Raw genomic sequence first — 23,452 nt, forward strand, 5'->3', positions numbered from 1 at the left:
GCGCATGTGACATGCCCCCGTGGGTGGCGCAACTGCAGACGCCCCGACACCCCCTAACCCCCTTCGGGCGGCGGTCAGCAACCACGGCGGCGTTGGCTGTGCCACGCTGGCTGGCATGGATCTGCCCCGCGCCGAGATCGACCCCGATGGCCTGCTCGAGTTCTCCGTGGTCTTCACGGACCGCTCCCTCAACCACATGTCGGCCCGCTTCACCAGGGCCATGCAGTCGCTCCTGTCGACCCTGCGGGAGACGTATGCCGCGCAGGCCGTCGCGCTCATCCCCGGCGGTGGCAGTTGTGCCATGGAGGCGGTCGCGCGACAGCTCGCCGGCGGCAAGGACGTCGTCGTCGTCCGCAACGGCCTCTTCTCGTTCCGCTGGTCGGCCATCCTCGAGGCGGGCCGAATCGCGGCCGAGGTCACCCTGTGCCAGGCGCAGCCCGTCGATGACTCACCACACAGCGCATGGGTGCCGGCCCCGATCGACGAGGTCGAGAAGACCATCGCGCAGGTGAGGCCGGGCGTCGTCTTCGCCCCGCACGTCGCGACAGCCGCCGGGATGTTGCTCCCGGACGACTACGTGCGCCGGCTCGCGGCGGCAGTTCACGCCGTGGGTGGCGTGCTCGTCCTCGACTGCGTCGCCTCCGGTGCCCTGTGGGTCGACATGCAGCAGCTCGACATCGACGTGCTCATCTCGGCACCTCAGAAGGGCTGGAGCGGCACGCCGGCGACGGGCTATGTGCTGCTCAGTGAGCACGGACGGGCGGCCGTCGAGGCCTCGACCTCGAGCAGCTTTGCCCTCGATCTCAAAGCCTGGCTCGGGATCGCTGACGCCTATGTCGAGGGCCGCACCCCGTATCACGCCACCCTGCCGACCGACTCGATCCTGGCCAACGCGGCCGTCGCCGAGGAGACCGTGGCACGCGGGCTGGACAAGCTCGAGGCGGCGCAGCTCGAGTTGGGCGAGGCGGTGCGGGCGAGGCTGGCCGATCGCGGCTTCGCTTCGGTCGCGGCCCCGGAGTATGCCGCGGCCTCCGTCGTCGTCGTCCACACCGACGACCCAGCCCTCCAGTCCGGCGCTGCCTTCAGGCAGGTCGGCGTCCAAGTGGCCGCCGGCGTGCCACTCCAATGCGGCGAACCCGACTCGTGGTCCACCTTCCGACTCGGACTCTTCGGGCTCGACAAACTCGATGACGTCTCCGGCACCATCGAACGCCTCGAGCACGCTCTCGACCGGGCCACGACGGGCGGCTGACCTCCCGGGTGGCCTCGAGCACCCGGCCGACCGGACGTCAGTCCACCGCAGACCAAAGGTTGTCAGGTCAACAAACGGGCTACACTCAGGCGATGAGCACCCGCTGGCTGGACGCCGAGGAACTGGCGACCTGGGTGCGCCTCGTGGCCGTCACCGAGTTGCTTCCCAGCACCCTGGACCAGCAATTGCGCCGGGACGCCAGCCTCACCCATTTCGAGTATTTGGTCCTCGCCATGCTCTCCGAGGACCCCGGTCACACCCTCCAGATGTCCGCTCTGGCCCAGCGCACGAACGCCACGCTGCCGCGCCTGTCTCATGTCGTGCGGCGCCTCGAGGACCGCGGCTTCGTCGACCGCACGCGCAACAGCACCGATGCCCGCGCCACGAACGCCCATCTCACCGAGGCCGGGCTCGCCCACCTGGTCGACTCGGCTCCCGGTCACGTCGAGATCGTCCGCGAGAAGATCTTCGACGTCCTCACCCCGGAGCAGGTCACCCAACTCGGCGCCATCACCACCGCCCTACTCGACGCGCTGGACCCCGAGGGCCGCATGACCGGCCACACCATCGGTAGTCACCGCCCATCATCCAAGGAGTGAGTCCCATGGAGCCGGAGGGCCCAGCCGAGCACCGAGTCGCCGTCGTTGGCGCCCTCATGCCCTTCTTCCGGGACTGGCTCGCCGATCGGTATGCCGCGGCGTCGGTCGCAGACATCCCTGACCCTGCCGCGGTGGCCGTGGCGGTCGTCGGCCCCGGCCCCACCATCGGCGCCACTGAGATGGACGCCCTCCCGGGGCTCGAAGCGATCACCGTCTATGGGGTCGGCTACGACAACGTCGACGTCGCCGAGGCAGCTCGGCGCGGGATCGTGGTCTCGCACACCCCGGACGTCCTCGACGACGCTGTCGCCGACCTCACCGTCGCCCTCGTCCTCGATGTCCTTCGCGGAGTCACGGCGGCCGACCGGTTCGTCCGATCCGGGAAATGGGCTGCCGGAGAACGGTTCCCGTTGACTCGCGAGGTCGGCCGCACCCGGGTCGGAATCCTGGGTCTGGGTCGGATCGGCAGCGCCACGGCCGAACGCCTCAGCGCCCTGGGCGCCGTCATCACCTATCACTCCCGCTCCCCGAAGGACGTCCCCTGGGCGTATGCCGCGACACCAGTCGATCTCGCCCGCCTCAGTGATGTCGTGGTCGTCCTCACACCAGGCGGAGACGGCACCCGACACCTCGTCAACCGCGACGTCCTCGACGCGCTCGGCCCGGACGGCTTCCTCGTCAACGTCGCTCGCGGCTCGGTCGTCGACGAGGACGCGCTCGTGGAGGCCCTCGCCGAGCACCGGATCGCCGGCGCCGGACTCGACGTCTTCGCCGACGAACCCCACGTTCCGGAGCGGCTCCTGACCCTCGACAACGTCGTGCTGACCCCCCACATCGCCAGCGCCACGGTGGCGACACGGGAGGCGATGGCCCGGCTCGTCATGGACAACATCGACGCTCATCTGGCTGGCCGACCGCTGGTCACCCCGGTCCCCGAAATGGGGCGAGCATGACCGAGATCCCGTTCCCCCGCACCAGTCGACCCTCGCGTCGGAGCCGTGGCCGGTGGACGGGTCTCGCTGGCGATGCTCGACCTCTTCGGGGAGGTCACCGGCGTTGACCCGGTCCTGTGGGGTCCCTCTATCGCCGGCTACGGCGAACTGACCCTCTACGGCCTGGCCGAGAGCCCCGACGCGCTTCTCCTCCTCGACCGGCTCGGCCGGCACACGCTCAGCGTCGCGTGCGTCTACATCCCTCGGCTCGAGGACGTCGATGACGCCGTCTTGCGCGACCTCGTAACCCTGGCGCGGGCCACCAACGGCCCCGACGGAGCCAGCGACGCGACCTGCTGAGCGGCCTCCCGGCGGTCACCGGCCACCACCGGGCGGTCGCTGACCGGCTTACGCTGGCGAGATGAGCGCGACACGCACCGAGACCGACAGCATGGGATCGATCGAGGTTCCGGCGGAGCACTACTGGGGCGCGCAGACGCAGCGCAGCATCGAGCATTTCCCGATCGGCAGGGACACCTTCGTGTGGGGTCGCACGATGATCCGCGCCCTCGGCCTGCTCAAGTTGGCGGCGGTGGAGGCCAACGCGGAGCTGGGCACGCTCTCCCTCGACGCGGACCAGGTGGAAGCGGTGCGGCGCGCCGCCCGCGAGGTCGTCGACGGGGAGCGTGACGGCGACTTCCCCCTCGTCGTCTTCCAGACCGGCAGTGGCACCCAGTCGAACATGAACGCCAACGAGGTCATCGCCAATCGGGCGATCGAGGTCCTCGGCGGCACCATGGGGAGCAAGACCCCGATCCACCCAAACGACCACGTCAACCGGGGCCAGTCGAGCAATGACACCTTCCCGACGGCCATGCACGTCGCCATCCGGCTCGAACTGCACGAGAGGCTCTATGGCCCTGTCGAGGCCCTGCGCGACACCCTCGATGCCAAGGCCAAGGAGTATGCCGGGCTGGTCAAGGTGGGGCGCACCCACCTCCAGGACGCGACGCCGATCACGCTCGGCCAGGAGATCTCCGCTTGGGTGGCGCAGTTGGATGCCGCCTTGGCGGGGGTCCGGCACGCCGAGGAGAGTCTGGCCGAATTGGCGATCGGGGGCACGGCCGTAGGGACTGGCCTCAACACGCATCGGGACTTCGGCTCGCTTGTGGCACAGCATCTTTCGAAGCTGACGCACCTGGAGTTCCGGCAGGCCACGAACCTTTTCGCAGCCCTGTCGGCTCATGACGCCCTCGTCGCCGTCAGCGCCGCCCTGCGCGGATTGGCGGTGGCAGCGATGAAGATCGCCAACGACGTGCGTTGGCTGGCCAGCGGTCCCCGCAACGGAATCGGCGAGATCACCATCCCCGAGAATGAACCCGGCTCCTCGATCATGCCCGGCAAGGTCAACCCCACCCAGAGCGAAGCCCTCACCATGGTCTGCACGCGGGTCTTCGGCAACGACGCGACCGTGGCCTTCGCGGGCAGCCAGGGCAACTTCGAACTCAACGTCTTCAAGCCGGTCATGGCACACGCGGTGCTCGAGTCCGCCCGCCTGCTCGGCGACGCGTGTGGCGCCTTCGACGAGCACTGTGCCCGCGGCATACGAGCCAATGCGGAGCGGATCGACCACAACCTGGCCACCAACCTCATGCTCGTGACCGCGCTCAACCCGCACATCGGTTACGACGCGGCGGCCGCGATCGCCAAGAAGGCCCACCGCGACGGAACCACCCTGCGCGAGGCCGCGATGGCGTCCGGGGTTGCCGGAGACGACTTCGACGCCTGGGTCGTGCCCGCCGACATGACCCACCCGGCCTGAGTGAGGATGACTGCATGACAGCGCATGACGATCACCGCCGGTTCGACGACCTCGCGGCGGAGTGGGACAGCCGGCCTCATGCGCGGGAGCGCGCCGACATGATCGCGGCGGCGATCCGGGACACTGTGCCGTTGTCGCCCGCGATGCGTGTGCTCGAGGTCGGCGGCGGCACGGGATTGCTCAGCCGCGCCTTGGTCGACGACATCGGCACGGCCGTCGTCACGGACGTCTCGGGCGCAATGGTGGACGTCGCCGGCGAGATGCTCGCGGATCCCGCGTATGCCGGGTGGTCCGCCCGCCGGCTCGACATCGAGCACGATGACCTGCCGGACGAGACCTTCGACCTCGTCCTGAGCCAACTCGCGCTGCACCACATGGGCGACGTGCCGGGCGTCATCGGGCGACTGGCCGCGTTGCTGACACCCGGTGGTTGGGCCGCGCTCGCCGACTTGGAGCACGACGCCGACGGTGGCTTCCATCGGCACGTCCACGGCTTCAGCGGTCACCATGGCTTCAGCCGCGAGGACCTGGGTCGGTGGCTGACGGCGGCGGGCCTCGTCGAGGTCACCGTGGGCGACGCCGGGTTCGACGTCAAAGAGGTCGAGGGTGAGGAGCGGCGGTTCCCGTTGCTCCTGGCGGCCGGCCGTCGACCCTCCCCCTGATCCGCGCTGGGAGCGCCGGGCGGGGAGTCATCTCGGCGACCGCACTCGCTCATCGGGACGGTCTCGATCCATCTGGGCGAGCGATGCGGCTGCCCTGCGTGCGGAGGGAGATGACGGCACCGGCCAGTGACCGTTGAGGTGACGCCGCACGGCTCCGATGCGGGCGCGAGTGATCTGGCGCCGCACCCCCCAGAGGGCCAACCCGAAGGTGAGACCGGCGGCCGCCCGACCCCATGCGCTGTCTCCCAGCTCGGACCACGGCGTCACCGCCGATGATTCCAGGAACGCGAAGACCTCGAAGTGTGTGATGTAGATGTAGAGGCTTGCGCCCGCCAGCGCACTGGCGGGCGCCACGAGCCGCCGGGGCAGTGCGAGCGCAGGCAGGGACACCAGGACCAGGACGCCGGCAATGATGACCAGCTCGCGGTGCCGGTCCGCGAAGTACCCCACCATGCCGGCCAGGAAGAGTCCCGCGACGAGAAGTCGTTCCCAGCGGCGGCGGACCAGCGCAGCGGCCCAGCCAATGGCGAAGAGCCAGAGCACTGCCGGTGCCGATTCGTGCACCGTGGGGTCGGTCAGGTCCAGGGGCCCCCACCGCAGGGCCAGGGCGACGATGACCACGGCGAGGCTGATGCGCATGGGTGACCTGGTGCAGAGCCGATGGACGGCCGGGATGGACAGCAGGCCCAGGACCGCAAGGGTGATCCAGAAGAGCGCCTCGATGAACCACAGGGAGGAGCGGATGCCCCACACATCGGGACCGAACACCCAGTTGAGCAAGACGAAATTGGGCCACGCGTAACGATCCATGACAACGGTCGCCAGGGTCACCCAGGCGACAGTGGGAATCACCAGGCGAGCCAGACTGTGGAACACCGCCGTCGCGCGTTCCCTCCGGGACGGTTGGGCTGCGAGGAATCGACCGAAGTTGAACCCGGCGACCGCCAGGAGGATGTGGGCACCCCCCAGGATCTTGATGACGTCGGCGTGTTCGAGCACGATCAGCACAATGGCCACCGCGCGCAGGACGATGGTCGTGTCCACCTGCGCGAACCGGCCCGAGGCCCGACGCGTCCGCCGACCGGAGGCAAGTTCGGACACGCTCAGGCGCTGCCAGTCCTTCGGCACCTGACCGAGCACCTGCTCGAGTCGCACGGAGACTTCGACATAGGACAGCGAGTCTCCGTGCAGAGCCACGAAGCTGGCGTCTGGTCTGACGTCGGCCACACCCAGGCACGAGGCATAGATCTCGGTGACCGCTTTGAGCCGACGAGAAGCGGACGCGTCCGCGCGCGACCGAGGGCTGTGGCGATCCGCGCGACCCGAACCCTCCGATGCCACGTCGGCGTGGTGCACCGGAGGCGACGGGGATCCATCGAAGAGGGCGCGCGCGGTGACACGATCCGGCTTGCCGCTGTCGGTTCGAGGGAGCGCCGGCGCGAGGAGGACGCGGATCCGATGCGGCGGGAGGCCGGCCACTTCGGCGATGGCGCGACGGGTCTCCCCCACGTCGATGGTCGGTCGATCTTCGACCAAGGCATGCAGATCGTGGGTGCCTGCGGTGACGAGGGCCGTGACCCCTCGTCGGGCCAAACTGCTCTCGAGCCAGGCCAGGTCGATGCGGAGCCCGGCGATCTTCACGAAGTCCGATCCTCGACCCAGGATCTCCAGGGTGCCATCGGGGTGGCGTCGCGCCAGATCACCAGTGGCGAGATCGGAGACGGCGGCCCCGAGTGCCAGGTCGGCCTTGGAGAGAGCATGGCCGAGCATGACTCCTCGGCCCGAAACATGGATCTCCCCCACCTCGCCCGGAAGCGCCACGCGACCCTCGGTGCGCAGTTCCACCTGGGTGTGGGCAATGGGGCGACCAACCCGATCGGGGTGCCGCACTGCTTCGTGCGGGGCGGAGACCGAGATGCGGGCCGTCGCCTCGGTCTGGCCATACATGAGCCGAAGGTCCCACCCTTCCTCGTGGCCACGCGTGCCCCACTCTCGGGCGACGGCGGGGTCGAGGCGGCCACCTGCTTGGGTGACCTGGCGCATGGCCAGGAGTTGTCCTGGAGACCGTCCGGCGGCCGTCAACAGGTCGAAGGTGTGCGGCACGGCGCTCAGGGTGGTCACGCCAGCCCTCGACATCTGCTGCCAGAGAACGGAATCCGTGACCGAACGCGCCGTCAGGACGACACTGGCACCCACCGCCAGATGCGTGTGGAGGACCGACAGTCCATAGCAGTAGCTGAGGGGCAGAGTCGTCACGGCGACGTCCTCGGCACGAATACCGAGCGCATCGACGATTCCCTCCGTGTTGGCCATCAGGTTGTCGAAGGAGAGGCGGACCAGACGCGGACTGCTGGTCGATCCGGAGGTCGTCATGAGCAGTCCGAGATCAGGGTGCAGCTCATGACGGGAACGCCGCCGCAGGTGCTCCACCTGCCATCCGCTTCGGGTGCGACCGGCGATCGAGTCCGGGTCGTAGCGCTGCCGGAACCCCGCCCCACGGCCGGGCGGAATGAGGGCGACAACATGGCCGGCTCGGGCTGCCCCGAGCCAGGAGGCCACCGCATCGATCGTCGCGACCGGCTCGAAGTGCACCAGCCGACGACTCGGACCCATCGCGGTCCACTGCTCGGTGGCCCGGTCGACCAACTGGGTCATCGCGTCGTAGGTGATGGTTCGGTTTCCCTCACGAAGGGCAGGCCGGTGGCCGTGGCGGGTCAGGCCGGAGACGAACCGCTCGGCCGGTGCCCCGGTGGAGGCGTCCTCGATCATCCCCGCACTCATCGTGGGGAATGACCCTAGTGGCGTCCCTCCTCCGCTGTGAGGCAATTGGTCGATACCACGCCGTCTAGGCTGACCGCGTGCACCGGATCTTCAACACCGCCGTCGCGGACGTCTACCCGCACTACGTCACCAAGGTGACCAAGAAGGGGCGCACCGAGGCCGAGCTCACCGAGGCCGTCGAATGGCTGACCGGCTTCGACGAGCCCACCTTGCGGCGACACCTGTCGGACCGCACGAGCTTTGCCGACTTCTTCGCTGCCGCTGACCTCAATCCGAAGTCCGCCCTCCTCACCGGATCGGTCTGTGGCGTGCGGATCCAGGAGGTCGAGGACCCGCTCATGCGCCAGATCCGCTACCTCGACAAGCTCGTCGACGACCTGGCCAAGGGCAAGCCGATGGCCAAGGTTCTCCCGGCCTGACCCGGCAGCTCAAGGGCAGATCACGGCTTGACCGCGTAGTTCCCCACGCTGCATGGCGGTCAGGGCACGACTCGCCTCGGCCAGTCCGACGATGCGATCAATGGACGGCACGATGGTGCGCGTCGAAATCTCCTCGGCGAGTTGGGCGCACCCCTGCGAAGTGGTGCGGGAGAAGAACCAGCCCAGCTCACGTCGGGTGAAGCGGTTGGCGATGGAGGCCCAGAAGTTGCGTTGGATGCCGCCGAGCATCGGCCCTCCCCCTTCACCGCCGACGATGACGAGCCGACCCTCGGGCCTCAGGGCAGAGCGCAAGCGACCCACCGAGCGATTGCCGCCGATGTCGATGATGAGGTCGAAAGGGTCACCCATCTGAGCCAATGAGGTCGTCCGGTAGTCGACCGTCCGATGGGCCCCGAGGCCGGCGACGAACTCCGTCTTGGCCCCACTGCAGGCCGCCGTCACCTCGGCCCCGTGGCGAGCAGCCAGCTGGACCGCGAAACTGCCCACGGCCCCTGACCCGCCGAGGACGAGCACGCGCTCGCCCTTCTGAACGCGCCCCTGCGTCACCACAGCGCCCAGTGCGGTCAGACCCGACACCCCGATCGTCGACGCCTCGACATCACTGACCGACTCCGGGGTGGTGGCCACGGTGGCCACGTCGGCGACCGCGAACTCCGCCAAGGACCCCGCCGCGGTGCCGAACACCCGGTCGCCCGCGGCATACCCACTCACGCCCTCACCGACGGCGACGACCTGCCCGGCGACCTGCTGACCGAGAACCGGCTGGCGAGGGCGCCGCAGGCCGAAGGCGGCCCGCGCGGCATACGGAAGGCCGGTCAGCAGGTGCAGGGTCGCCCGGTCGAGTCCGGCTGCGGCCACCTTGACGAGGACTTCACCCGGGCCGGGGTCAGGGCGCGGCACCTGCTCGATGTCCACCACCTCCGGTCCGCCGTAGACGCGTCGAGTAACCGCCCGCATGGTCGTCGGCAGGTCCGGCTCGACGGTCACCGAGGACTCCTGGGATGAGGGGGGCATGAACGGCCTCCTGAAGCCATACAAAGTAAGGTTTGGTACCGTAGCATTACGCCGTAAGAAATGGCAATCGCGAGAGGAATCCCTGTGCCAGCGCGCAAGCTCACCCCGCAGGCCGTCGTCACGACAGCACTCGCCCTCGCCGACCGGCACGGCCTCGAGGCTCTGACCATGCGCGGGCTGGCCAGGGAGCTCGGCGTCGAGGCGATGTCGCTCTACCACCACTTCGCGAGCAAGGACGCCCTCCTCGACGCCATGGTCGACCGGGTGTATGCCGCGATCCTCCTTCCCGAGGCCAGCGGCCAATGGCGCGCGGAGTTGCGCCGTCGATCGGTCTCGGTCCGACAGGTCCTCCACGCCCACCCCTGGGCGCTTCCGCTGATGGAGTCCCGGCGTGCCCCGGGGCCGGCGAACCTGGCCTATCACGAGGCGAACATCGCCTGTCTGCGCGCGGCGGGTTTCACTCCGGAGCAGGTGGCACGTGCCTATGCCATCGTCGACGCGTTCGTCTACGGCTTCGTCCTCCAGGAGGCGACGCTGCCCTTCGAGAGCGGCGACGAGGCGGCCGCCATGATCGAGCAGGACGCCTTCGGTGAGGCCCTCGCGTCCTACCCCAACATGGTGTGGTTCACGCAGGAGGTGATCCTCGTGCCGGGGTACTCGTTCACCCGCGAGTTCGAGCCGGGGCTCGACCTCGTCCTCGACGGGATTCAGTCGCGGCTCTCCAGCGCGGACTGACGTCGCTGGAACAGATCCCGCACGCAACCACAAGCACTCCTGTAGCCGGGTGCGAGTTGAGTTCCCTCGGCCCGCGCTGTCGGCGTGAACCCGGCGTGCGGAGCGTCAGGTCGGGAGACCGAGCGAGGTGAGGAAGTCGTCGACGGCGCTCGTCAAGGGTCCAGCGACGCCGACCTGGCTGTCGATGTCACCATGCGACATATCGATCGGCAGGACCGTCGCGGTGGAGCCGTGAGCGCGGACAGCCGCACCGAAGGCGTCCGCCTGAGGACACGCCTCTGCTCGATTCGAGCCGCAGACGAGCAGCACTGGCTCCGGCGTTCCCGAGAGGACCAGGGTCGGCGAAGCCTCGCGCTGCAGCACCTCGTCCTGGCCGAAGGCGTCGTCGTAGAGGGCCGGATGGGGACCGTTCATGATCTGCGGCACGTCGTAGGCAGCGCTGTCCAGGGCGATCGTGCCGAGCCAGGGCGCCGCCCCGGCCCCCTCGCGATAGCCCGGATCGGCGGTCACCAAGGACACCAGATGGGCACCGGCCGAATGGCCCATCAACACGATCCGACTCGGATCCCCACCCCAAGCGCTCGCCTCGGACTGCACGAACGACAGCGCAGCCGCGACATCGTGGGCCTGGGCCAGCGGGTCCACCTCGGGTGAGAGACGGTAGTTGATGGAGACGACGAGGTAGCCGGCTGGCACATAGTGCGCCACCTTGTTCTTCACAACACCCGGGTTGGCCTTGTCACCGCGGCGCCAACCTCCGCCATGGACCATGACGAGGATCGGGGCGTGCTGGGCATCAGCCGGCCGGTGGACATCGAGCCGCTGGGCGGGGTCGGAGCCGTAGGCGAGGTCACGGAGCACCTCGACTCCCGGCGGGCCGGCCACCTCGCCACGTGGATGGTTGCCACCACAGGCCGAGAGCAGGACGCCGACGACCGCCGCGAGGAGGAGGGCGCGAATCCGCCCGCCCGCTCGACCCCCGGTCTGCACGGTGCCCTGCACCCGGCCCATCCTGGCTGCGCCGCGTTCGGACAACCTGCGAGGCAGATCAAGGATTCCTGAAAGCCATCAAGGGATGTCGAGGCGGCGAAGCGCCGGGATCGTCGCCGCCCGAGGGCGCCGCCGGGATGATCGCTCGAGGCGGGCGGACGGCCTGACCTGAGCCCCTGCGGAGCATGGGTCCCCGAACGGCCACGGCTTCGCGGCATACCCCCTCACCTCGGCCGTCCCGACCGCAGGGGCAGGCGGGCGACGATCTCGCCCTCCTCGATCTCGCCCGTCGGCACGAACCCGACGGACCGGTAAAGGGGTTCGGGCGAGCCCTTCCCCGGCACCCAACTCGTCTCGACCCACTCGTGCCCGTCCGCGCGCATCTGCTCGATCCACTCGGTGAGCACACGTCGGCCGATGCCTCGCTGCTGGTGGCGCCGGTCGACGAGGAAGCGCCAGAGGTAGGGGCCGTTCTCGGAGTACATGAGGAAGCCGACCGGCTCACCGTCGGCCTCGATGCCGCGCAGGATCGGGATGAGCGGCTTGCCGTGACGATCGCCGTGGAAGAGGGCGTCGACATAGGAGTTGTGGACGCTCGCGACGAACCGGTTCTGCGACGTGTGCACCGCGACCCGTGCGTAGGTCAGGTGGTTGTCATCGGTGATCTCGACGAGTCGGATCTGCGTTGGCGGGGTTCGTGGCCGGCTGCGCCAATCGCGCCACTCCTGGGCGGTCATCGAGTAGTTGAGGTTGTCGTCCCACGCGCCGCGCCACCAGTAGGAATCCCGGGTGAGCGACTCGAAGGTCATGCCCAGCCGCTCGATCAGGCGCTGACTGGCGAGATTGTCCTTGGAGAGTTCGGCTTGGATCCGGTGGATGCCGTGATGGCCGACGAGGTGCGCGAGGAGCGCGTCGACCGCCTCGTGGGCGATCCCGCGGCCCTGCGCGGCCGGGATCAGGGTGAAGCCGATCTCGGCGATGCCACCCTGCTCGTGGATCCCGACGTAGACATCGCCGACGAGTTCGCCGTCCAGCTCGATCGCGACCTGGTGATGGCCGCCGGCCGCGACGTCGGTGAGGCCCTCGTGGGCCGCGACCAGAGCCCGCGCCCGGGACTCCGGATAGGGCAGGTCCCAGTCTTGCAGCGCGTTGACGTCGGGATCATTTCGGTATGCCGTGAGCGTCTCGACGTCCTCCTCCCGGACGAAGCGCAGCACCAGTCGATCGGTCCGCATCGGGAAGGGACCGCCGGGCTGGACATCGCTCATCGCCTCAGAGTCCTCCCGAAGTGCAGTGCCGGGCAACCGAATTTCGTCACACCCGCTCGGCGACCGTGGCAGGCAGTCGGCCTCTACGATGCCCGCCATGACGAGCAGCGCTGCGGAGGAGCACGCCGAAGCGACGGCCGAGGAGCCAGCAACGGAGGGTGAGCGCAACGACTGGCTCGAGTTGTTCTGCGACCTCGTCGTCGTCGCGGCCGTCGCCGTTCTCACCGAGGGCCCTGGCCGAGTTGCCGACGGCCGGCTGAGATGTGCATGAAGTGCTACATTTGCGCACGTGCCGACCATTGCTTCGCGGGACCTGCGCAACCACACCTCCACCGTCCTTGACGGTGTGGCTCGGGGCGAGGTCTACACCGTGACGGTCCACGGGCGCCCCGTGGCAGAGTTGCACCGCGTCAGCAGTCAGCGCCGACCCGCTGTGCCCAAGGACGAGGTGCTCGCCCTGCTCGATAGACAACGCCCCGATGCCGCGCTGGCGGCGGACATGGCGTGGATCTCCGAGGGCACGACGGACGATCTCGGCGACCTGGGGTGACGACGACTCCGACACGAGGGCTCCTCGACACGAGCGTCTGGATCTCCGCCGAGCTGGGCCGCACCATTTCTCGTGAACTCCTCCCGGACGAAGCCGTGGTCAGTGTCATCACCATTGCCGAGTTGCAGGCCGGCGTCCTCGCAGCCGGCGACAGCATCTCGCGCTCGCGGCGGCTCGACACCTTGCAGGTGGCACTCGACACCGAGGTGCTCCCCGTTGACGTCCGCGCCGCCCAAGTGTGGGCCGAACTGCGGGTCCGGTTGCGCGACGCCGGGCGGCGAGCGAACGTCAATGACCTGTGGATCGCGGCCATCGCCATTGCCAATGACCTTCCCGTCATCAGCCAGGACGACGACTTCGACGCGCTGAGCGAGTTGGGCGCACTCGACGTCATCAAGGTGTGAACCTCGGGGTGTCGAGGCTCCGGGCGGATAGCGATTCGTTGCGGGTTTCGTGGTCCACACCGCGTTACTTGGTATGCCGTGAGCGAGCGAATCTCGGCCCTCCCCCTTGGCCTGCTGGCCGGGTGATCGAGCCCGGGTCGCCGGTCGCCGGTCGTCGGCCGAGCATGCCTGCCCAGGAGCCCGGCCGCATCGGCGGGCAGTGACCGAAAGCTCACTATTGGTGAGTTTGTGTGGGCGCGACGGCGACACCCGGATCGTGGCTGACGCTTGCCGCCCGCGTCACGGGCGTTCAACTCATCCGCCGTGCCATGGATACCGGGCGGCCGCATCCGGGCGTTCCCTGACGCACGTTCAGGTGCGTTTGGTGTCGTAGGCCCACATCGCGATCTCGACCCGGTTCCGGGCGCCGAGCTTGGCCATCAATGAGGCGACATGGGACTTGACCGTGCTCAGGCTCACGTAGAGCTCGCGGGCGATCTCCGCATTCGTCCAGCCTCGCGCGACGAGCACGAGCACCTCTTCCTCACGCTCGGTGAGCGGGTCGATGGGTTGAACCGGCGCCGCGGGGGCCCGGTCAGCAAAGGTGGCGAGGAGCCGGCGAGTGACGTTGGGGGCGATCAGCGCATCCCCGGCGGCCGCCGCGTGGATGGCCTGCACGAGGAGTTCGGGCCCGGCGTCCTTGAGCAGGAAGCCGCGCGCGCCCGCCCGCAGGGCCCCGAGGACGTACTCGTCGAGGTCGAACGTCGTGATGACGACGACGGCGATGGGGTCCGTGACGTCCGGTCCGGCCACCCGCCGGGTCACCTCGACGCCGTCGAGCCCGGGCATCCGGATGTCGACGAGCAGGACGTCGGGACGCAGTCGGCGGGTGAGGTCGAGGGCTTGTATGCCGTCGGCCGCCTCTCCGACCACCTCCAGCGCCGGGTACGCGCCGAGGATCATGACGAGCCCGGCGCGGACGAGGTCCTGGTCGTCGGCAACGACAACGCGAATGGTCATGGCAGCGCGTCCACGGGCAGCACGGCCTCGACGACCCAGCCGCCCTCGGGTGCAGGCCGGGCTGTGAGGGACCCGCCGAGGAGTTGGGCGCGTTCGGCCATGCCGAGCAGCCCGAAACCGGCTTGGGGCGTCGCGCCGGACTGGGTGAGGCCGTCGTCGGTGACGCGCAACCGGATGGTTGCTCCCTCCCGTCGCACGTCGATCGCGACGCGTGTCGGGCTCGACGCGTGCCGCAGGGCATTGGTCAAGGATTCCTGCGCGAGCCGGTAGAGAGCGGTGTCGACCGGGCGGGAGAGTGGGTTCAAGGAGCCCACGAGGGTGACCTCGACAGTGGGGGTCGCATCGGCACGGGCGAGGGCCGGGAGGTCCGCGATCCCCGGCGCGGGGGCATAGTCGACGACCTCGTCGTCTCGCAGGACCCGGACCACGGTCCGCATCTCGGCAAGGGTTCGCGAGGCCTCCGCCTCGATGGCCGCGAGGACCTCGACGGCCCGATCGGGCTGCATCCGCGCGACGACACCGCCAGCCTGTGCCTGCACCGCGATGGCGGACACATGGTGGGCGATGGTGTCGTGGAGGTCGCGCGCCAGGGCAACGCGCTCTTCGTTGCGGATCTCGAGTCGCTCGCGATCGCGCGCGTCTGCGCGATACCGGAAGGCCGCCGCGAGAGCGACGACGCAGAGCAGGAGGGCGCTCCCGCCAACGACGTCCGCCCGTCCCGCGGACGTCGCATACATGCCGAGTGCCGTGATGATCGCGACGTATGCCGTCCCGACGGCGATCTCCCCGCCGGAGCCCCAGCGCGCCAAGGAGTAGAGCAGGGCCAGGACGGCCATCAGGGCCCAGAGGTCGAGCGCACCGGGGTCCATCGTCAGTTCGAGGACAGAGAGCAGACCGGCCAGGCCCCAGCCGACGAGTGTCGCCAGGAGGGGGTGCTGTCGCCGCCAGAGCAAGGCAGGCGCGAGGGCCAGGCCGATCACGGCGAGCAGCGGTCGCCAGGCCAGCCCCGGACGGAAGGCAACCTCGACGAGGACAGCCACGGCATACACACCCACAAGGAGGCGGTCGAGCGCACCGGCCGGTGGCACCACGGCCGGCCGCGGCTCGCGCCAGAGGGGTCGCCGGTTGGTGGGCACGGGCTGAGCCTAGGGCTCGGCGAACGGCCGCGGATCGGCCCAAAGAACGAGATCGACGTCGTGCTATCGGCCAGGCGGATCCGGGCCACGCGACCGAGGCGTGCGGCGCCGATGTCGGCGAGCGTTGCGGCACATATCCACCTCACCCAAGGAGACCACGATGACCGTCAGTCACCCACCCATAGCGTTGGACGACCAGCCGATGTCGGTGCGGGCCAAACTCGCTGCCGCGTGGGCTGCCTTCATGTGCCTCTACATCTACGTCGACGTCCTGGGTTTCTACGCGCCCGGTGCCGTGTCCGGCATCCTCAAGGGCCAAGTGCACACCTTCGACATCACTGAAGGGTTCTTCATGGCCGCTCTGACGGCAGCAGCGGTGCCGATCATGATGCTCGTGCTGTCGGCCGCCCTACCGGCCCGAGCGGCCCGCCGGACGAACCTCGGCGTGGCCACCCTGCTCATGCCGTGGATGGCGTTCAACGTGACCGGTGGCCAGTGGCCCTTCTACTACGGACTTGGCTTCGCCCTCGAACTCATCGTGCTGGCCTTCATCCTTCGCTCGGCCTGGACCTGGCCCCTCACGGTCTCGCCGGCGGTCTCCCGTCGTCAGCCCGCGTCGCCCCCGATCGGTATGCCGTGAGGGCCGAGCGAGCCGTCGGCGCGACGGCGATCGCCCTGGTGGTGTCCGTGATCATCCAGAACGTGGTCCTCGCGTCCGGTGCGCCGACCTACAGCGATCCGATGACGCAGGTCCTCACCTTCCACTCGGAGCATCGGGGTCTCGTCACGCTGGCCGTCGGGTTGGAGGCGCTCAACGTGCCCCTGCTCCTGGGGTTCGTGACCGGCTTGCACGGGCTGGTCACGCGCCGCGGGCGGTCGGGCTTGGGTGGGTCGCGGCTGGCCGTGGCTGCGGCCGCGACGGCGTCTTCGGGGTTCGTCCTCTACGCCGTCCTGTGGATGGGAGTCGTGCTCTCCGCGCGCGATCTCACCTCGCCGACGGACACTCTCGAGGTCATCTGGCGCATGCATGCCGCCGCCTTCGGATTCGCGCTTGCCGCCCTGGGGGCCACCTTCGCTGGGGCCGCGTGGGCAGCGAGTGCGAGCGGGTTGACGTGGGGGTGGCAGCGAGTCCTGGGTCTCTTCGGGGGTGGACTGATGCTCGTGGCGGGCGTGGCGAGCGGGGCTGTCGCAGAGGGCTCCCCGGTCGTCTTCGTGGGGGTGGCAGGCTTCGGCATCTGGGTCGTGTGGCTCGTGGCGATTGGCCTTCGGCTCTTGCGGACTCGGCCGGCGCACCGGTCCGGTCAGGCGACCGTCCTCTCGGGCGTGGCCTGACGACCGGCGGCCCCGGGACCCAGCAGGGCACTCACTGAGTGCCGATGAACCGGCCGACGAGGTCGCGGCGGCTCGCGACCCCGAACTTGCGGAAGATGGACTTCAGGTGATCCTGAACCGTGTGCGGCGACAGGACGAGGGCCTTGGCGATCGCCGCGGTCGATGTTCCCTGGAGCACGAGGTCAGCGACCTCCTGCTCGCGTCGGGTGAGTCCGAAGGCGCCGGTGGCCAGAGGGAACAGTTCGACGGCGCTCGTCGCAGTGACGCTGAGCACGACGCTGGCCCCGTCCGACAACGGAGCCGCCCGAATCGTCACCCAGCGGCCCGTGGTGTCCCTGGTCCGAACCATCGCCGCCGGAGCGCCACTGCGCACGGAACCGACGACGCTCAACATGCTGGTCGGGAGATCCCCGTGGTCGAGGCCGCCGAGGTCATCGATGGCGGCCAGCCCGGCGCTCGAGGCCTGGAAACCTGAGGCGGTCACCATGATGACGGCCGGCGCCTGGATCCAGCGGTCGTTGCCCTCGACAGGAGCCCCGTGGAAAAGGCTGTGCCGCAACCCATCCACGACGGTGGGAATCATTCGGCGTAGGACATCCCGGTCACTGTGACTGAACGGCGCCTCACCGCGATCCCGGTGCATGGCCAGACCGGCCCACAGCAGACCGTCGCCGGTGAAGGCGATGCGGAGTTCGTCGATGGCGCCGAGTCGAGGCTCCAGAAAGTCGGCGAATCGATGGCACGTCTCAGGTCGACCGTCGGTGTCGAGCCACAAGGAGCCCACCGGATCAGCGCCGATGGCGAAGTAGTCGAACCCGGCGGCGGCGCGGGCCCCGGTCGGGGTCCAGGCGCAGTCCCAGCTGGGGCCCGCCAGCGGGGCGGTCCAGGACCACCCCCGCAAGGTGACCGTCCTCGTGGAACTCGACGGCGACGGCATACCCGAGTCGGGAGGCGTACCAGGCGATCGACCGCGTGAGGTCGGTGACGGGCAGCTTGAGATGGTGGACGCCGTCCAGGGTGGGGATCATCGAGTGCCTCCAGAGGGTCGTGGGATGGAGCGAAGGCGAGCAGTGCCTTCGCCGTCGAGCCGGTCGAGCGCGGGATCGGCGCGTCCGGTGATGAGCAGCAGCAGGTCGCCCAACCGGCCCTGGACGCGCGCCCCGTCGGGGTCGCCGACATCGACCGGGGCGTCGGTGGCGATCAGGTGCATGCCGCGCATCCGCCGGCGGGCGTGGAAGGGCCACCCCATCGACCAGACCCGGCGGAAGCCGGCCACCGCGGCGTCGGTCGGCATGGGTCGCTCGATGCCCAGCGGGATGGTGATGTCCTGCCCGTGCACGAGCAGGTCCATGAGCAGGTTGTCGGGGTTCGTGACTCGGGGCACGGCCCGGGAGGCAGCGACGCGACGCAATCCTGCGGCGATCTCCTCGGTGGGTCGTTGGGCGTAGTCGACGGCGATCGCAGCCGCGGCCTCCCACAGGTGGCCGTGCGCCCGGACGAGGGCGGCGACGAGGGTGGACATGCTCGGCTCCGGGACCGGGCTCATCGCCACGTGCGCGGCGACGTCTCTGACCCGCCAACGCTCACACAGCGACTGCGTCTCCCACTGGGCCGAGGTGAGGGAGTCGAGCAGATCAGCCAGGCTCAGCCGCTCGCGTTCCACGTCCTGCCAGCGTGTCTCATCCATCTCGCCCTCCACATGTAGTAAGAATATCTGACTAGTGTGTGGTGCGATTCGACGACGTGCAAGGGGTTTTCGTGGACAGTCCGGGCCTGGGTGTGCTGCTGTTCCTTCCCTACCGTCACCTGGAGGACCGGGTGCTCGCCGCCGTACGCGCCGCAGGGCATCCCATCACCCTGGCCCAGGCCCGGGTCTTCCAACGTGTCGACCCTGGCGGATCGAGGCTGACCACCCTGGCCCGGTCAGCCCAGGTGACCAAACAGACCGCCGGACACCTGGTCGACGAGCTCGAAGCGGCCGGCTACCTCGCCCGGACCCCCGATCCTCACGACGCCCGGGCGCGACTCATCCGCATCACCAGCAGGGGCCGCGAGGTCATCGCCGTCGCCGCGCCCGTCCAAGCGGCGATCGAGGCCGAGTGGGCCGCGCACCTCGGCGCCCGCAGGATGCAGCAACTCACCGCTGCGTTGCTCGCGTTGCGCGCGATCACCGACCCGTACGCCGATGACGTCTCGCAGGGTGGCGTCAGTCGCCGGACGCGGGACTGATGCCCCTACTCCGTGTCAAGGGGGCGGAGCGTTCCACTCGGAGGCTGGCATGGGCGTTCATCCAGCACGCTCAGCACTGCTCGATCACCTCGAACGGCACCGCAGCCCGTCCATCCGCAGCGCGGCCATCGCCGACATCGTCGGCCGGAATATCGTCCAGCGCAGGCAAGGCGGCAGCCCGGCGGGCTGCTCGAACACCGCCGATCCGGCTGCGGGCCGGCTCCCACCATCGATCTCGGACCGGCGCACCCACTTGCGCACCGTTTCGGGTGACCCACCCCGAGCTCGGCCCCGACCGACCGGATCGCTTCGAACTCGGAGGGGTACTCATCCCGCTGCTCCAGCACCAACCGGACAGCACACTCCCGAAACTCCAAGGAGTACTTCGACGGACGTCCATGACCTGCATCCTTCCAACGGATCAGGTCTCCGGACTCGCCGGGAGGTGTCACACCGAAGCCATCGACTGGGCCGCCGTAGGACACGTCACCGACGACGACATGGCCCCCTACAGCGGATGGTGACGATGGCCCCTCGCCATGAAGCGGGTGGCTTCCAAACCCAAGGCGTCGGGCACTCTCGGCGGAAAGGGGCGCCTGCATGTGCGCGGTTCGCTCTTGGATGCTGGAACATCTGGGCCTGGGCGGTGGTTGACGAGTCAGTCCGACTGATTCACCAGTAGAGGAGCATGCTCGTGGCCACCATCGTTGTCTTCGGCGGGACCGGGTACACCGGCGGCAGTGTTGTTCGGGAGGCGGCCGCGCGAGATCACCACGTTATCTCCGTCAGCCGGTCAGAGCCCCAGGAACCCGTGGATGGCGTGCGCTACGAGGTCGGCAGCGTCTCCGAGGTCGCGGCCCGCGTCGTGCCGGGCGCCGATGTCGTCGTCGCGGCGCTCTCCCCGCGCGGTGACATGGCCGGCCGTCTCGTCGAGGTGTACGGCGAGCTGGCCCGACTATCGGCCCAATCCGGTGCGCGCTACCTGCAGATCGGCGGCTTCAGCTCGCTGCGACCCGGGCCGGGCCTGCCGCGGGTCGTCGAGGGTGAGATCCCGGAGCAGTACCGGGCCGAGGCCCTGGAGGGTGAGGCCACCCGGGTGATGCTCGCGGAGCAGGCGCCCGAGGAACTCGACTGGCTCTTCATCAGCCCCGCTGGTGGCTACGGTTCGTTTGCCCCGGGCGAGCGCACCGGTACCTACCGGGTCGGCGACGAGATCGCCTTGTTCGACGCCGACGGGAACTCGAACATCTCCGGTGCCGACTTCGCTCTCGCCATCGTCGACGAGATCGAGAACCCGCGTCATCACCGAGAGCACATCGGCATCGCTTACTGACCACTCGCCCAGGTGCCCGCTACCCGCGGCGTGCACGACCTCCTACTCCGCAGCACCGCGCCGCGGGCGAAGCTACGACCCCGGCGAAGGCCGCGGGATTCGCCGCCTGCGCCCAGGCGGCCAGCACCCGGCGGAAAGCCGCGGGTCCGCACGCACGGCCGTCCATCTCAGCGTGAGTCCCTAGCGCTCAGCGGCGGCGGGCAGGCATCCAGGATCATGACCTTCACACGCGGGTACGCCCTCACGTCCAGTGACTCGCTACACGAGTCCGAGGACGAAGTGGTCATCGTGATCGAAGGCGAACTCGACGACCAGGTAGGCCACGACCGGGAGCCTTGACCTGGGGCGGGATGCTGTGGTTTCCCCGGCGAGTGCCCCATGCCGTGGCGAACCTGAGCCAGGAACCGTGCCGTTGCATCACCGTCGTGACCCCCAGCGGTATCGAGTACTTCTTCCGCGGTCAGCGTGACTACCTCACCTCAGTTCCGGCTGGCCATCTTCCCGACCCACAACGTCTCGCGGCCGTCCCCGGCGCCGACCTGCGTCGCGTCGTCGGCCCGCCGCTCACCGCACGTAACTAACGCCCAGATCGCGTCAACATCGGCAGCACTCCGCCCTTGTCCCACCGGCCGCGATCCAACAGGTGGTCGGAACACCACCCTGGTTGACGGCATTGGCGCACACGCTCCCCAACGACCTCGCCCTCCACGGACCCGACTGGACGCCGCCCCGACCCGGCACCGCACCCCCGGACAAGCGCGTCGTCATCCTCGTCGGAAGCAACAGCCCTCAGTGGTTCCACGCCACCGCCCACGCTGCCGCCGACGCCTATGCCGCCACCACCACGATGCTGCCCGGCCAGGACCACAACATCCTCTGGCAGCCCCAAGACCTCGTCCCCCACCTCACCTGACCGGGCGCATCCGCTCATGCCTCTGTGAGCGCGTTCATAGTCTGAGACGACCTGCTTTGCACACCTCGCCGTATGTGCCCCCGTCGTGCAAACTAGCCCGCCCGGCGGTGTGCAAACTGCGGCCGAGGTGATGGTCGCCCTCGAGGCGGCCCGCGTCCTGGGGCTGCGCTCCTCCTGAGTCGGTATGCCGTGGGGTCGCCTCCCGGCGTCCGTCACCCGATGACCCCTGCGCTCAACTCCGACTGCCCACGAAGGCCTCATGCAGCAGCAGCGCCAGCGCCGTCCGATTCGGCTGGTCGAGCTTGCGGAGCAGCGAGGTCAGGTGATTCTTCACCGTGCCTTCGGCGACGACGAGGTCCGCGGCGATCTCCGGATTGGTCATCCCGCGGGCGACCCGCTCGGCGACCGCCCGCTCGGTCCGGGTCAGCAGCGCGAGGGGATCCTCGGCCCCCGCTGACGGCGCCGCACCACCGAGAGCGACGCGAGCCACTCGTGGGTCGATGACCAGCTCACCGCGCTCGGCCGCCCAGATGCCCTCGGCCAAGCGCTCGGGAGAGACGTCCTTGAGCAGGAAGCCGGCCGCCCCGGCACCCAACGAGCCCCGCACCACGTCCGGCTCGTCGAAGGTCGTCAGCACCAACACCGGCAGCAACGGATGCCGGTCTCGGCAGGCGGCGACCAACGACGGACCGTCCATGCGCGGCATACGGGCATCGGTGACGACCACGTCGGGGAGGAGACGCGGGATGACGGCCAAGGCCTCCTCACCATCGCCGGCCTCGCCCACGACCTCGATGCCGTCCACGGTGCTGAGCAGCATCCGCAGGCCGCGGCGCAGCAGTTGCTGATCGTCGACGACGAGGACCTTCGTCATGCCGACTCCTTGGGCAGATGCGCGCGCAACCGGAATCCGTCCGGGCTCCACCCGGCGTCGATGTCACCGCCGAGTCGCGTGGCCCGCTGGGTGAGGGAGCGCAGGCCATAACCCGTGGCCACCTCGGCGTCGCCTGTCTCGGGGGCGCTGCCGTCGTCGGTGAGAGTCAGAGTCAGCCCATCGGCGTGGACCACGACAAGGTCGACTCGGCGAGCTCCCCCGTGCCGCAACGCATTGGTAAGTCCCTCCTGCACGACCCGCAGGCAGAAGAGGGCGCGCTCGCGATCGAGCGGTTGCTCCGCGCCGAGGGTGGTGACGCTGACCTCGAGCCCGGTGCCGCGAAAGGCATCAGCGACGGCCTCGAGGGCGGCAGTGCCGGTGAGGGACCCGACCGGGACCGGGTCCAGCGCTCGCACCCAGACCCGCATCCGGTCCAGGGCCACGGCGGACAGGTCGCGAGCACGGCCGACCTCCTCCCACGCGGCGTGCGGATCACGGGTGCGCATGCGGTCGGCGAAGTCGAGACCCATTTGGATCGCGGTCAGCTGGTGCCCGAGTCCGTCGTGCAGGTCGCCGGCCGAGCGGGCCCGCTCCTGGGCGAGGACGAGGTCCTTCTCGCTGTCGAGGGAGGCGCGCAACTCCGCGAGCAGGCGGGCGTTCTCGCGCCGAGACTGGTCGGTCTCGCGCACGAGTTGGGCGATGAGCAGGCCCAGTGCGAGCAGGACCAGCACGCCGATGCTCTGGGGCACGATGTCCTCGAGGGGGCGGCGATAGGCCACGGCCATGACGAGGACCAGCCCGATGACCAGGGCAGCCACGGCAGCCAGACCGGCCAGGGACCCGTGTTCGACGATGAGCACGATGAGGGCGACGAAGAAGAGCGGCAGCCCGCTCGGGCCGTCGCCGACGAGTGCCACCACGAAGGCGCAACTGACGAGGACGAGCACGGCTCGGTCGGCCGCACCGTCGTGCCGTCGCCAGGTCACCCAAGCACCGACGGCCGCCAGCACCGCCAGCGCGACGGCGACCCCTCGTCCCCACGACATCTCGAGGCCGACGTCGAGCGCCATGAGGAGCGCCAGGGCAGCGCTCACGCCGAAGAGCAGGTCCAGCATGAGCCGGGCGCGCTTCGAGATGTTGAGCATGTCTGTGAGCCTAGGTGCGCGGGACCCGGTCGGACCCGTGAC

General features: G+C 69.4%; 29 protein-coding genes. 18 read left to right on the top strand and 11 right to left on the bottom strand.

Annotated elements, in window-relative coordinates:
• Positions 1-115: 115 nt before the first annotated feature.
• The 6 genes from BN10_RS01370 (at position 116) to BN10_RS01395 (ending at position 5,267) form a co-directional block, all read left to right on the top strand.
• Positions 116-1,252 (top strand): aminotransferase class V-fold PLP-dependent enzyme, encoded by a 1,137-nt coding sequence (locus tag BN10_RS01370; RefSeq protein WP_010849347.1) that lies wholly within the window; start codon positions 116-118, stop codon positions 1,250-1,252.
• A gap of 92 nt (positions 1,253-1,344) precedes the next feature.
• On the top strand, positions 1,345-1,851 hold the full coding sequence (locus BN10_RS01375) for a MarR family winged helix-turn-helix transcriptional regulator (RefSeq protein WP_010849348.1): 507 nt from the start codon (positions 1,345-1,347) through the stop codon (positions 1,849-1,851).
• Positions 1,852-1,856: 5 nt separating this feature from the next.
• Positions 1,857-2,804 (top strand): 2-hydroxyacid dehydrogenase, encoded by a 948-nt coding sequence (locus BN10_RS01380; RefSeq protein ID WP_010849349.1) that lies wholly within the window; start codon positions 1,857-1,859, stop codon positions 2,802-2,804.
• A 45-nt stretch (positions 2,805-2,849) separates the two neighbouring features.
• Positions 2,850-3,143, top strand: a complete 294-nt coding sequence (locus BN10_RS01385; protein ID WP_010849350.1) for a hypothetical protein — start codon at positions 2,850-2,852, stop codon at positions 3,141-3,143.
• A gap of 61 nt (positions 3,144-3,204) precedes the next feature.
• Complete coding sequence (fumC, locus tag BN10_RS01390) at positions 3,205-4,605, top strand: class II fumarate hydratase (RefSeq protein WP_010849351.1); 1,401 nt, start codon at positions 3,205-3,207, stop codon at positions 4,603-4,605.
• 14 nt (positions 4,606-4,619) lie between these two features.
• The gene (locus BN10_RS01395; RefSeq protein WP_010849352.1) at positions 4,620-5,267 is read left to right on the top strand and encodes a class I SAM-dependent methyltransferase; all 648 of its coding nucleotides are present in this window, start codon (positions 4,620-4,622) and stop codon (positions 5,265-5,267) included.
• Positions 5,268-5,294: 27 nt separating this feature from the next.
• Here BN10_RS01395 and BN10_RS01400 read toward each other — a convergent pair whose 3' ends face one another.
• On the bottom strand, positions 5,295-8,048 hold the full coding sequence (locus tag BN10_RS01400) for an AMP-binding protein (RefSeq protein ID WP_010849353.1): 2,754 nt from the start codon (positions 8,046-8,048) through the stop codon (positions 5,295-5,297).
• A 77-nt stretch (positions 8,049-8,125) separates the two neighbouring features.
• Here BN10_RS01400 and BN10_RS01405 point away from each other — a divergent pair, with 77 nt between their 5' ends.
• Entirely contained in the window at positions 8,126-8,467 is a 342-nt protein-coding gene (locus tag BN10_RS01405) for a DUF2200 domain-containing protein (protein WP_010849354.1), read from the top strand.
• A gap of 9 nt (positions 8,468-8,476) precedes the next feature.
• Here BN10_RS01405 and BN10_RS01410 read toward each other — a convergent pair whose 3' ends face one another.
• The gene (locus BN10_RS01410; protein ID WP_010849355.1) at positions 8,477-9,502 is read right to left on the bottom strand and encodes an NAD(P)-dependent alcohol dehydrogenase; all 1,026 of its coding nucleotides are present in this window, start codon (positions 9,500-9,502) and stop codon (positions 8,477-8,479) included.
• An 84-nt stretch (positions 9,503-9,586) separates the two neighbouring features.
• Between BN10_RS01410 and BN10_RS01415 the strand changes: the two genes are divergently transcribed.
• Positions 9,587-10,237: a TetR/AcrR family transcriptional regulator gene (locus BN10_RS01415; protein ID WP_010849357.1), complete on the top strand. Its 651-nt coding sequence runs from the start codon at positions 9,587-9,589 to the stop codon at positions 10,235-10,237.
• Between the two features lie 105 nt (positions 10,238-10,342).
• Here the strand turns inward: BN10_RS01415 and BN10_RS01420 are convergent, their stop codons facing one another.
• Both BN10_RS01420 and BN10_RS15440 read right to left on the bottom strand, forming a co-directional pair.
• The gene (locus tag BN10_RS01420) at positions 10,343-11,239 is read right to left on the bottom strand and encodes an alpha/beta hydrolase (protein WP_010849358.1); all 897 of its coding nucleotides are present in this window, start codon (positions 11,237-11,239) and stop codon (positions 10,343-10,345) included.
• Between the two features lie 212 nt (positions 11,240-11,451).
• Positions 11,452-12,495, bottom strand: coding sequence for a GNAT family N-acetyltransferase (locus tag BN10_RS15440; protein WP_010849359.1), 1,044 nt, complete (start codon positions 12,493-12,495; stop codon positions 11,452-11,454).
• A gap of 97 nt (positions 12,496-12,592) precedes the next feature.
• Here BN10_RS15440 and BN10_RS17080 point away from each other — a divergent pair, with 97 nt between their 5' ends.
• Genes BN10_RS17080 through BN10_RS01440 form a run of 3 tightly spaced genes read left to right on the top strand, consistent with a single transcriptional unit; the run spans position 12,593 to position 13,449 of the window.
• A complete protein-coding gene (locus BN10_RS17080) occupies positions 12,593-12,766 on the top strand; it encodes a hypothetical protein (RefSeq protein ID WP_198013980.1) in 174 nt (57 codons plus the stop codon).
• Positions 12,767-12,784: 18 nt separating this feature from the next.
• Positions 12,785-13,045 carry a type II toxin-antitoxin system Phd/YefM family antitoxin gene (locus tag BN10_RS01435; protein WP_010849361.1) on the top strand — a complete coding sequence of 87 codons (261 nt, stop codon included), beginning with the start codon at positions 12,785-12,787 and terminating at the stop codon, positions 13,043-13,045.
• Positions 13,042-13,449, top strand: coding sequence for a PIN domain-containing protein (locus BN10_RS01440; protein ID WP_010849362.1), 408 nt, complete (start codon positions 13,042-13,044; stop codon positions 13,447-13,449). Before BN10_RS01435 ends, BN10_RS01440 begins: the two co-directional genes overlap by 4 nt.
• Positions 13,450-13,800: 351 nt before the next feature.
• Here the strand turns inward: BN10_RS01440 and BN10_RS01445 are convergent, their stop codons facing one another.
• Both BN10_RS01445 and BN10_RS01450 read right to left on the bottom strand, forming a co-directional pair.
• Complete coding sequence (locus tag BN10_RS01445) at positions 13,801-14,448, bottom strand: response regulator (protein WP_010849363.1); 648 nt, start codon at positions 14,446-14,448, stop codon at positions 13,801-13,803.
• Positions 14,445-15,584 (bottom strand): sensor histidine kinase, encoded by a 1,140-nt coding sequence (locus tag BN10_RS01450; RefSeq protein ID WP_010849364.1) that lies wholly within the window; start codon positions 15,582-15,584, stop codon positions 14,445-14,447. Before BN10_RS01450 ends, BN10_RS01445 begins: the two co-directional genes overlap by 4 nt.
• Positions 15,585-15,744: 160 nt before the next feature.
• Here BN10_RS01450 and BN10_RS01455 point away from each other — a divergent pair, with 160 nt between their 5' ends.
• Together BN10_RS01455 and BN10_RS01460 are read left to right on the top strand one after the other, a co-directional pair.
• Entirely contained in the window at positions 15,745-16,224 is a 480-nt protein-coding gene (locus BN10_RS01455) for a DUF6326 family protein (RefSeq protein WP_010849365.1), read from the top strand.
• Positions 16,221-16,916 (top strand): hypothetical protein, encoded by a 696-nt coding sequence (locus BN10_RS01460; protein ID WP_010849366.1) that lies wholly within the window; start codon positions 16,221-16,223, stop codon positions 16,914-16,916. Before BN10_RS01455 ends, BN10_RS01460 begins: the two co-directional genes overlap by 4 nt.
• A gap of 31 nt (positions 16,917-16,947) precedes the next feature.
• Here the strand turns inward: BN10_RS01460 and BN10_RS16065 are convergent, their stop codons facing one another.
• Genes BN10_RS16065 through BN10_RS01475 form a run of 3 tightly spaced genes read right to left on the bottom strand, consistent with a single transcriptional unit; the run spans position 16,948 to position 18,603 of the window.
• Entirely contained in the window at positions 16,948-17,700 is a 753-nt protein-coding gene (locus BN10_RS16065) for a helix-turn-helix transcriptional regulator (protein ID WP_010849367.1), read from the bottom strand.
• A gap of 4 nt (positions 17,701-17,704) precedes the next feature.
• Positions 17,705-17,944 (bottom strand): VOC family protein, encoded by a 240-nt coding sequence (locus BN10_RS01470; RefSeq protein WP_010849368.1) that lies wholly within the window; start codon positions 17,942-17,944, stop codon positions 17,705-17,707.
• Positions 17,941-18,603, bottom strand: a complete 663-nt coding sequence (locus tag BN10_RS01475) for a maleylpyruvate isomerase family mycothiol-dependent enzyme (protein ID WP_040750591.1) — start codon at positions 18,601-18,603, stop codon at positions 17,941-17,943. Before BN10_RS01475 ends, BN10_RS01470 begins: the two co-directional genes overlap by 4 nt.
• Before the next feature lie 38 nt (positions 18,604-18,641).
• Here BN10_RS01475 and BN10_RS01480 point away from each other — a divergent pair, with 38 nt between their 5' ends.
• From BN10_RS01480 to BN10_RS01495, 5 genes are all read left to right on the top strand, one after another.
• Positions 18,642-19,145: a MarR family winged helix-turn-helix transcriptional regulator gene (locus BN10_RS01480; protein ID WP_010849370.1), complete on the top strand. Its 504-nt coding sequence runs from the start codon at positions 18,642-18,644 to the stop codon at positions 19,143-19,145.
• A 688-nt stretch (positions 19,146-19,833) separates the two neighbouring features.
• Positions 19,834-20,478 (top strand): NAD(P)-dependent oxidoreductase, encoded by a 645-nt coding sequence (locus BN10_RS01485; RefSeq protein ID WP_010849371.1) that lies wholly within the window; start codon positions 19,834-19,836, stop codon positions 20,476-20,478.
• A gap of 216 nt (positions 20,479-20,694) precedes the next feature.
• Positions 20,695-20,817: a hypothetical protein gene (locus BN10_RS17925; protein WP_010849372.1), complete on the top strand. Its 123-nt coding sequence runs from the start codon at positions 20,695-20,697 to the stop codon at positions 20,815-20,817.
• Between the two features lie 86 nt (positions 20,818-20,903).
• Entirely contained in the window at positions 20,904-21,059 is a 156-nt protein-coding gene (locus BN10_RS01490) for a hypothetical protein (RefSeq protein WP_156917087.1), read from the top strand.
• 62 nt (positions 21,060-21,121) lie between these two features.
• Positions 21,122-21,391, top strand: coding sequence for a hypothetical protein (locus BN10_RS01495; protein WP_010849374.1), 270 nt, complete (start codon positions 21,122-21,124; stop codon positions 21,389-21,391).
• A gap of 232 nt (positions 21,392-21,623) precedes the next feature.
• Here BN10_RS01495 and BN10_RS01500 read toward each other — a convergent pair whose 3' ends face one another.
• Together BN10_RS01500 and BN10_RS15445 are read right to left on the bottom strand one after the other, a co-directional pair.
• The gene (locus BN10_RS01500; protein ID WP_010849376.1) at positions 21,624-22,265 is read right to left on the bottom strand and encodes a response regulator; all 642 of its coding nucleotides are present in this window, start codon (positions 22,263-22,265) and stop codon (positions 21,624-21,626) included.
• Positions 22,262-23,410 (bottom strand): sensor histidine kinase, encoded by a 1,149-nt coding sequence (locus tag BN10_RS15445; protein WP_051369595.1) that lies wholly within the window; start codon positions 23,408-23,410, stop codon positions 22,262-22,264. The genes BN10_RS01500 and BN10_RS15445 overlap by 4 nt, the downstream gene beginning before the upstream one ends.
• Positions 23,411-23,452 lie beyond the last annotated feature (42 nt).

Origin of the sequence: Phycicoccus elongatus Lp2 (assembly GCF_000367525.1) — a bacterium.
Lineage (GTDB): Bacteria > Actinomycetota > Actinomycetes > Actinomycetales > Dermatophilaceae > Phycicoccus_A > Phycicoccus_A elongatus.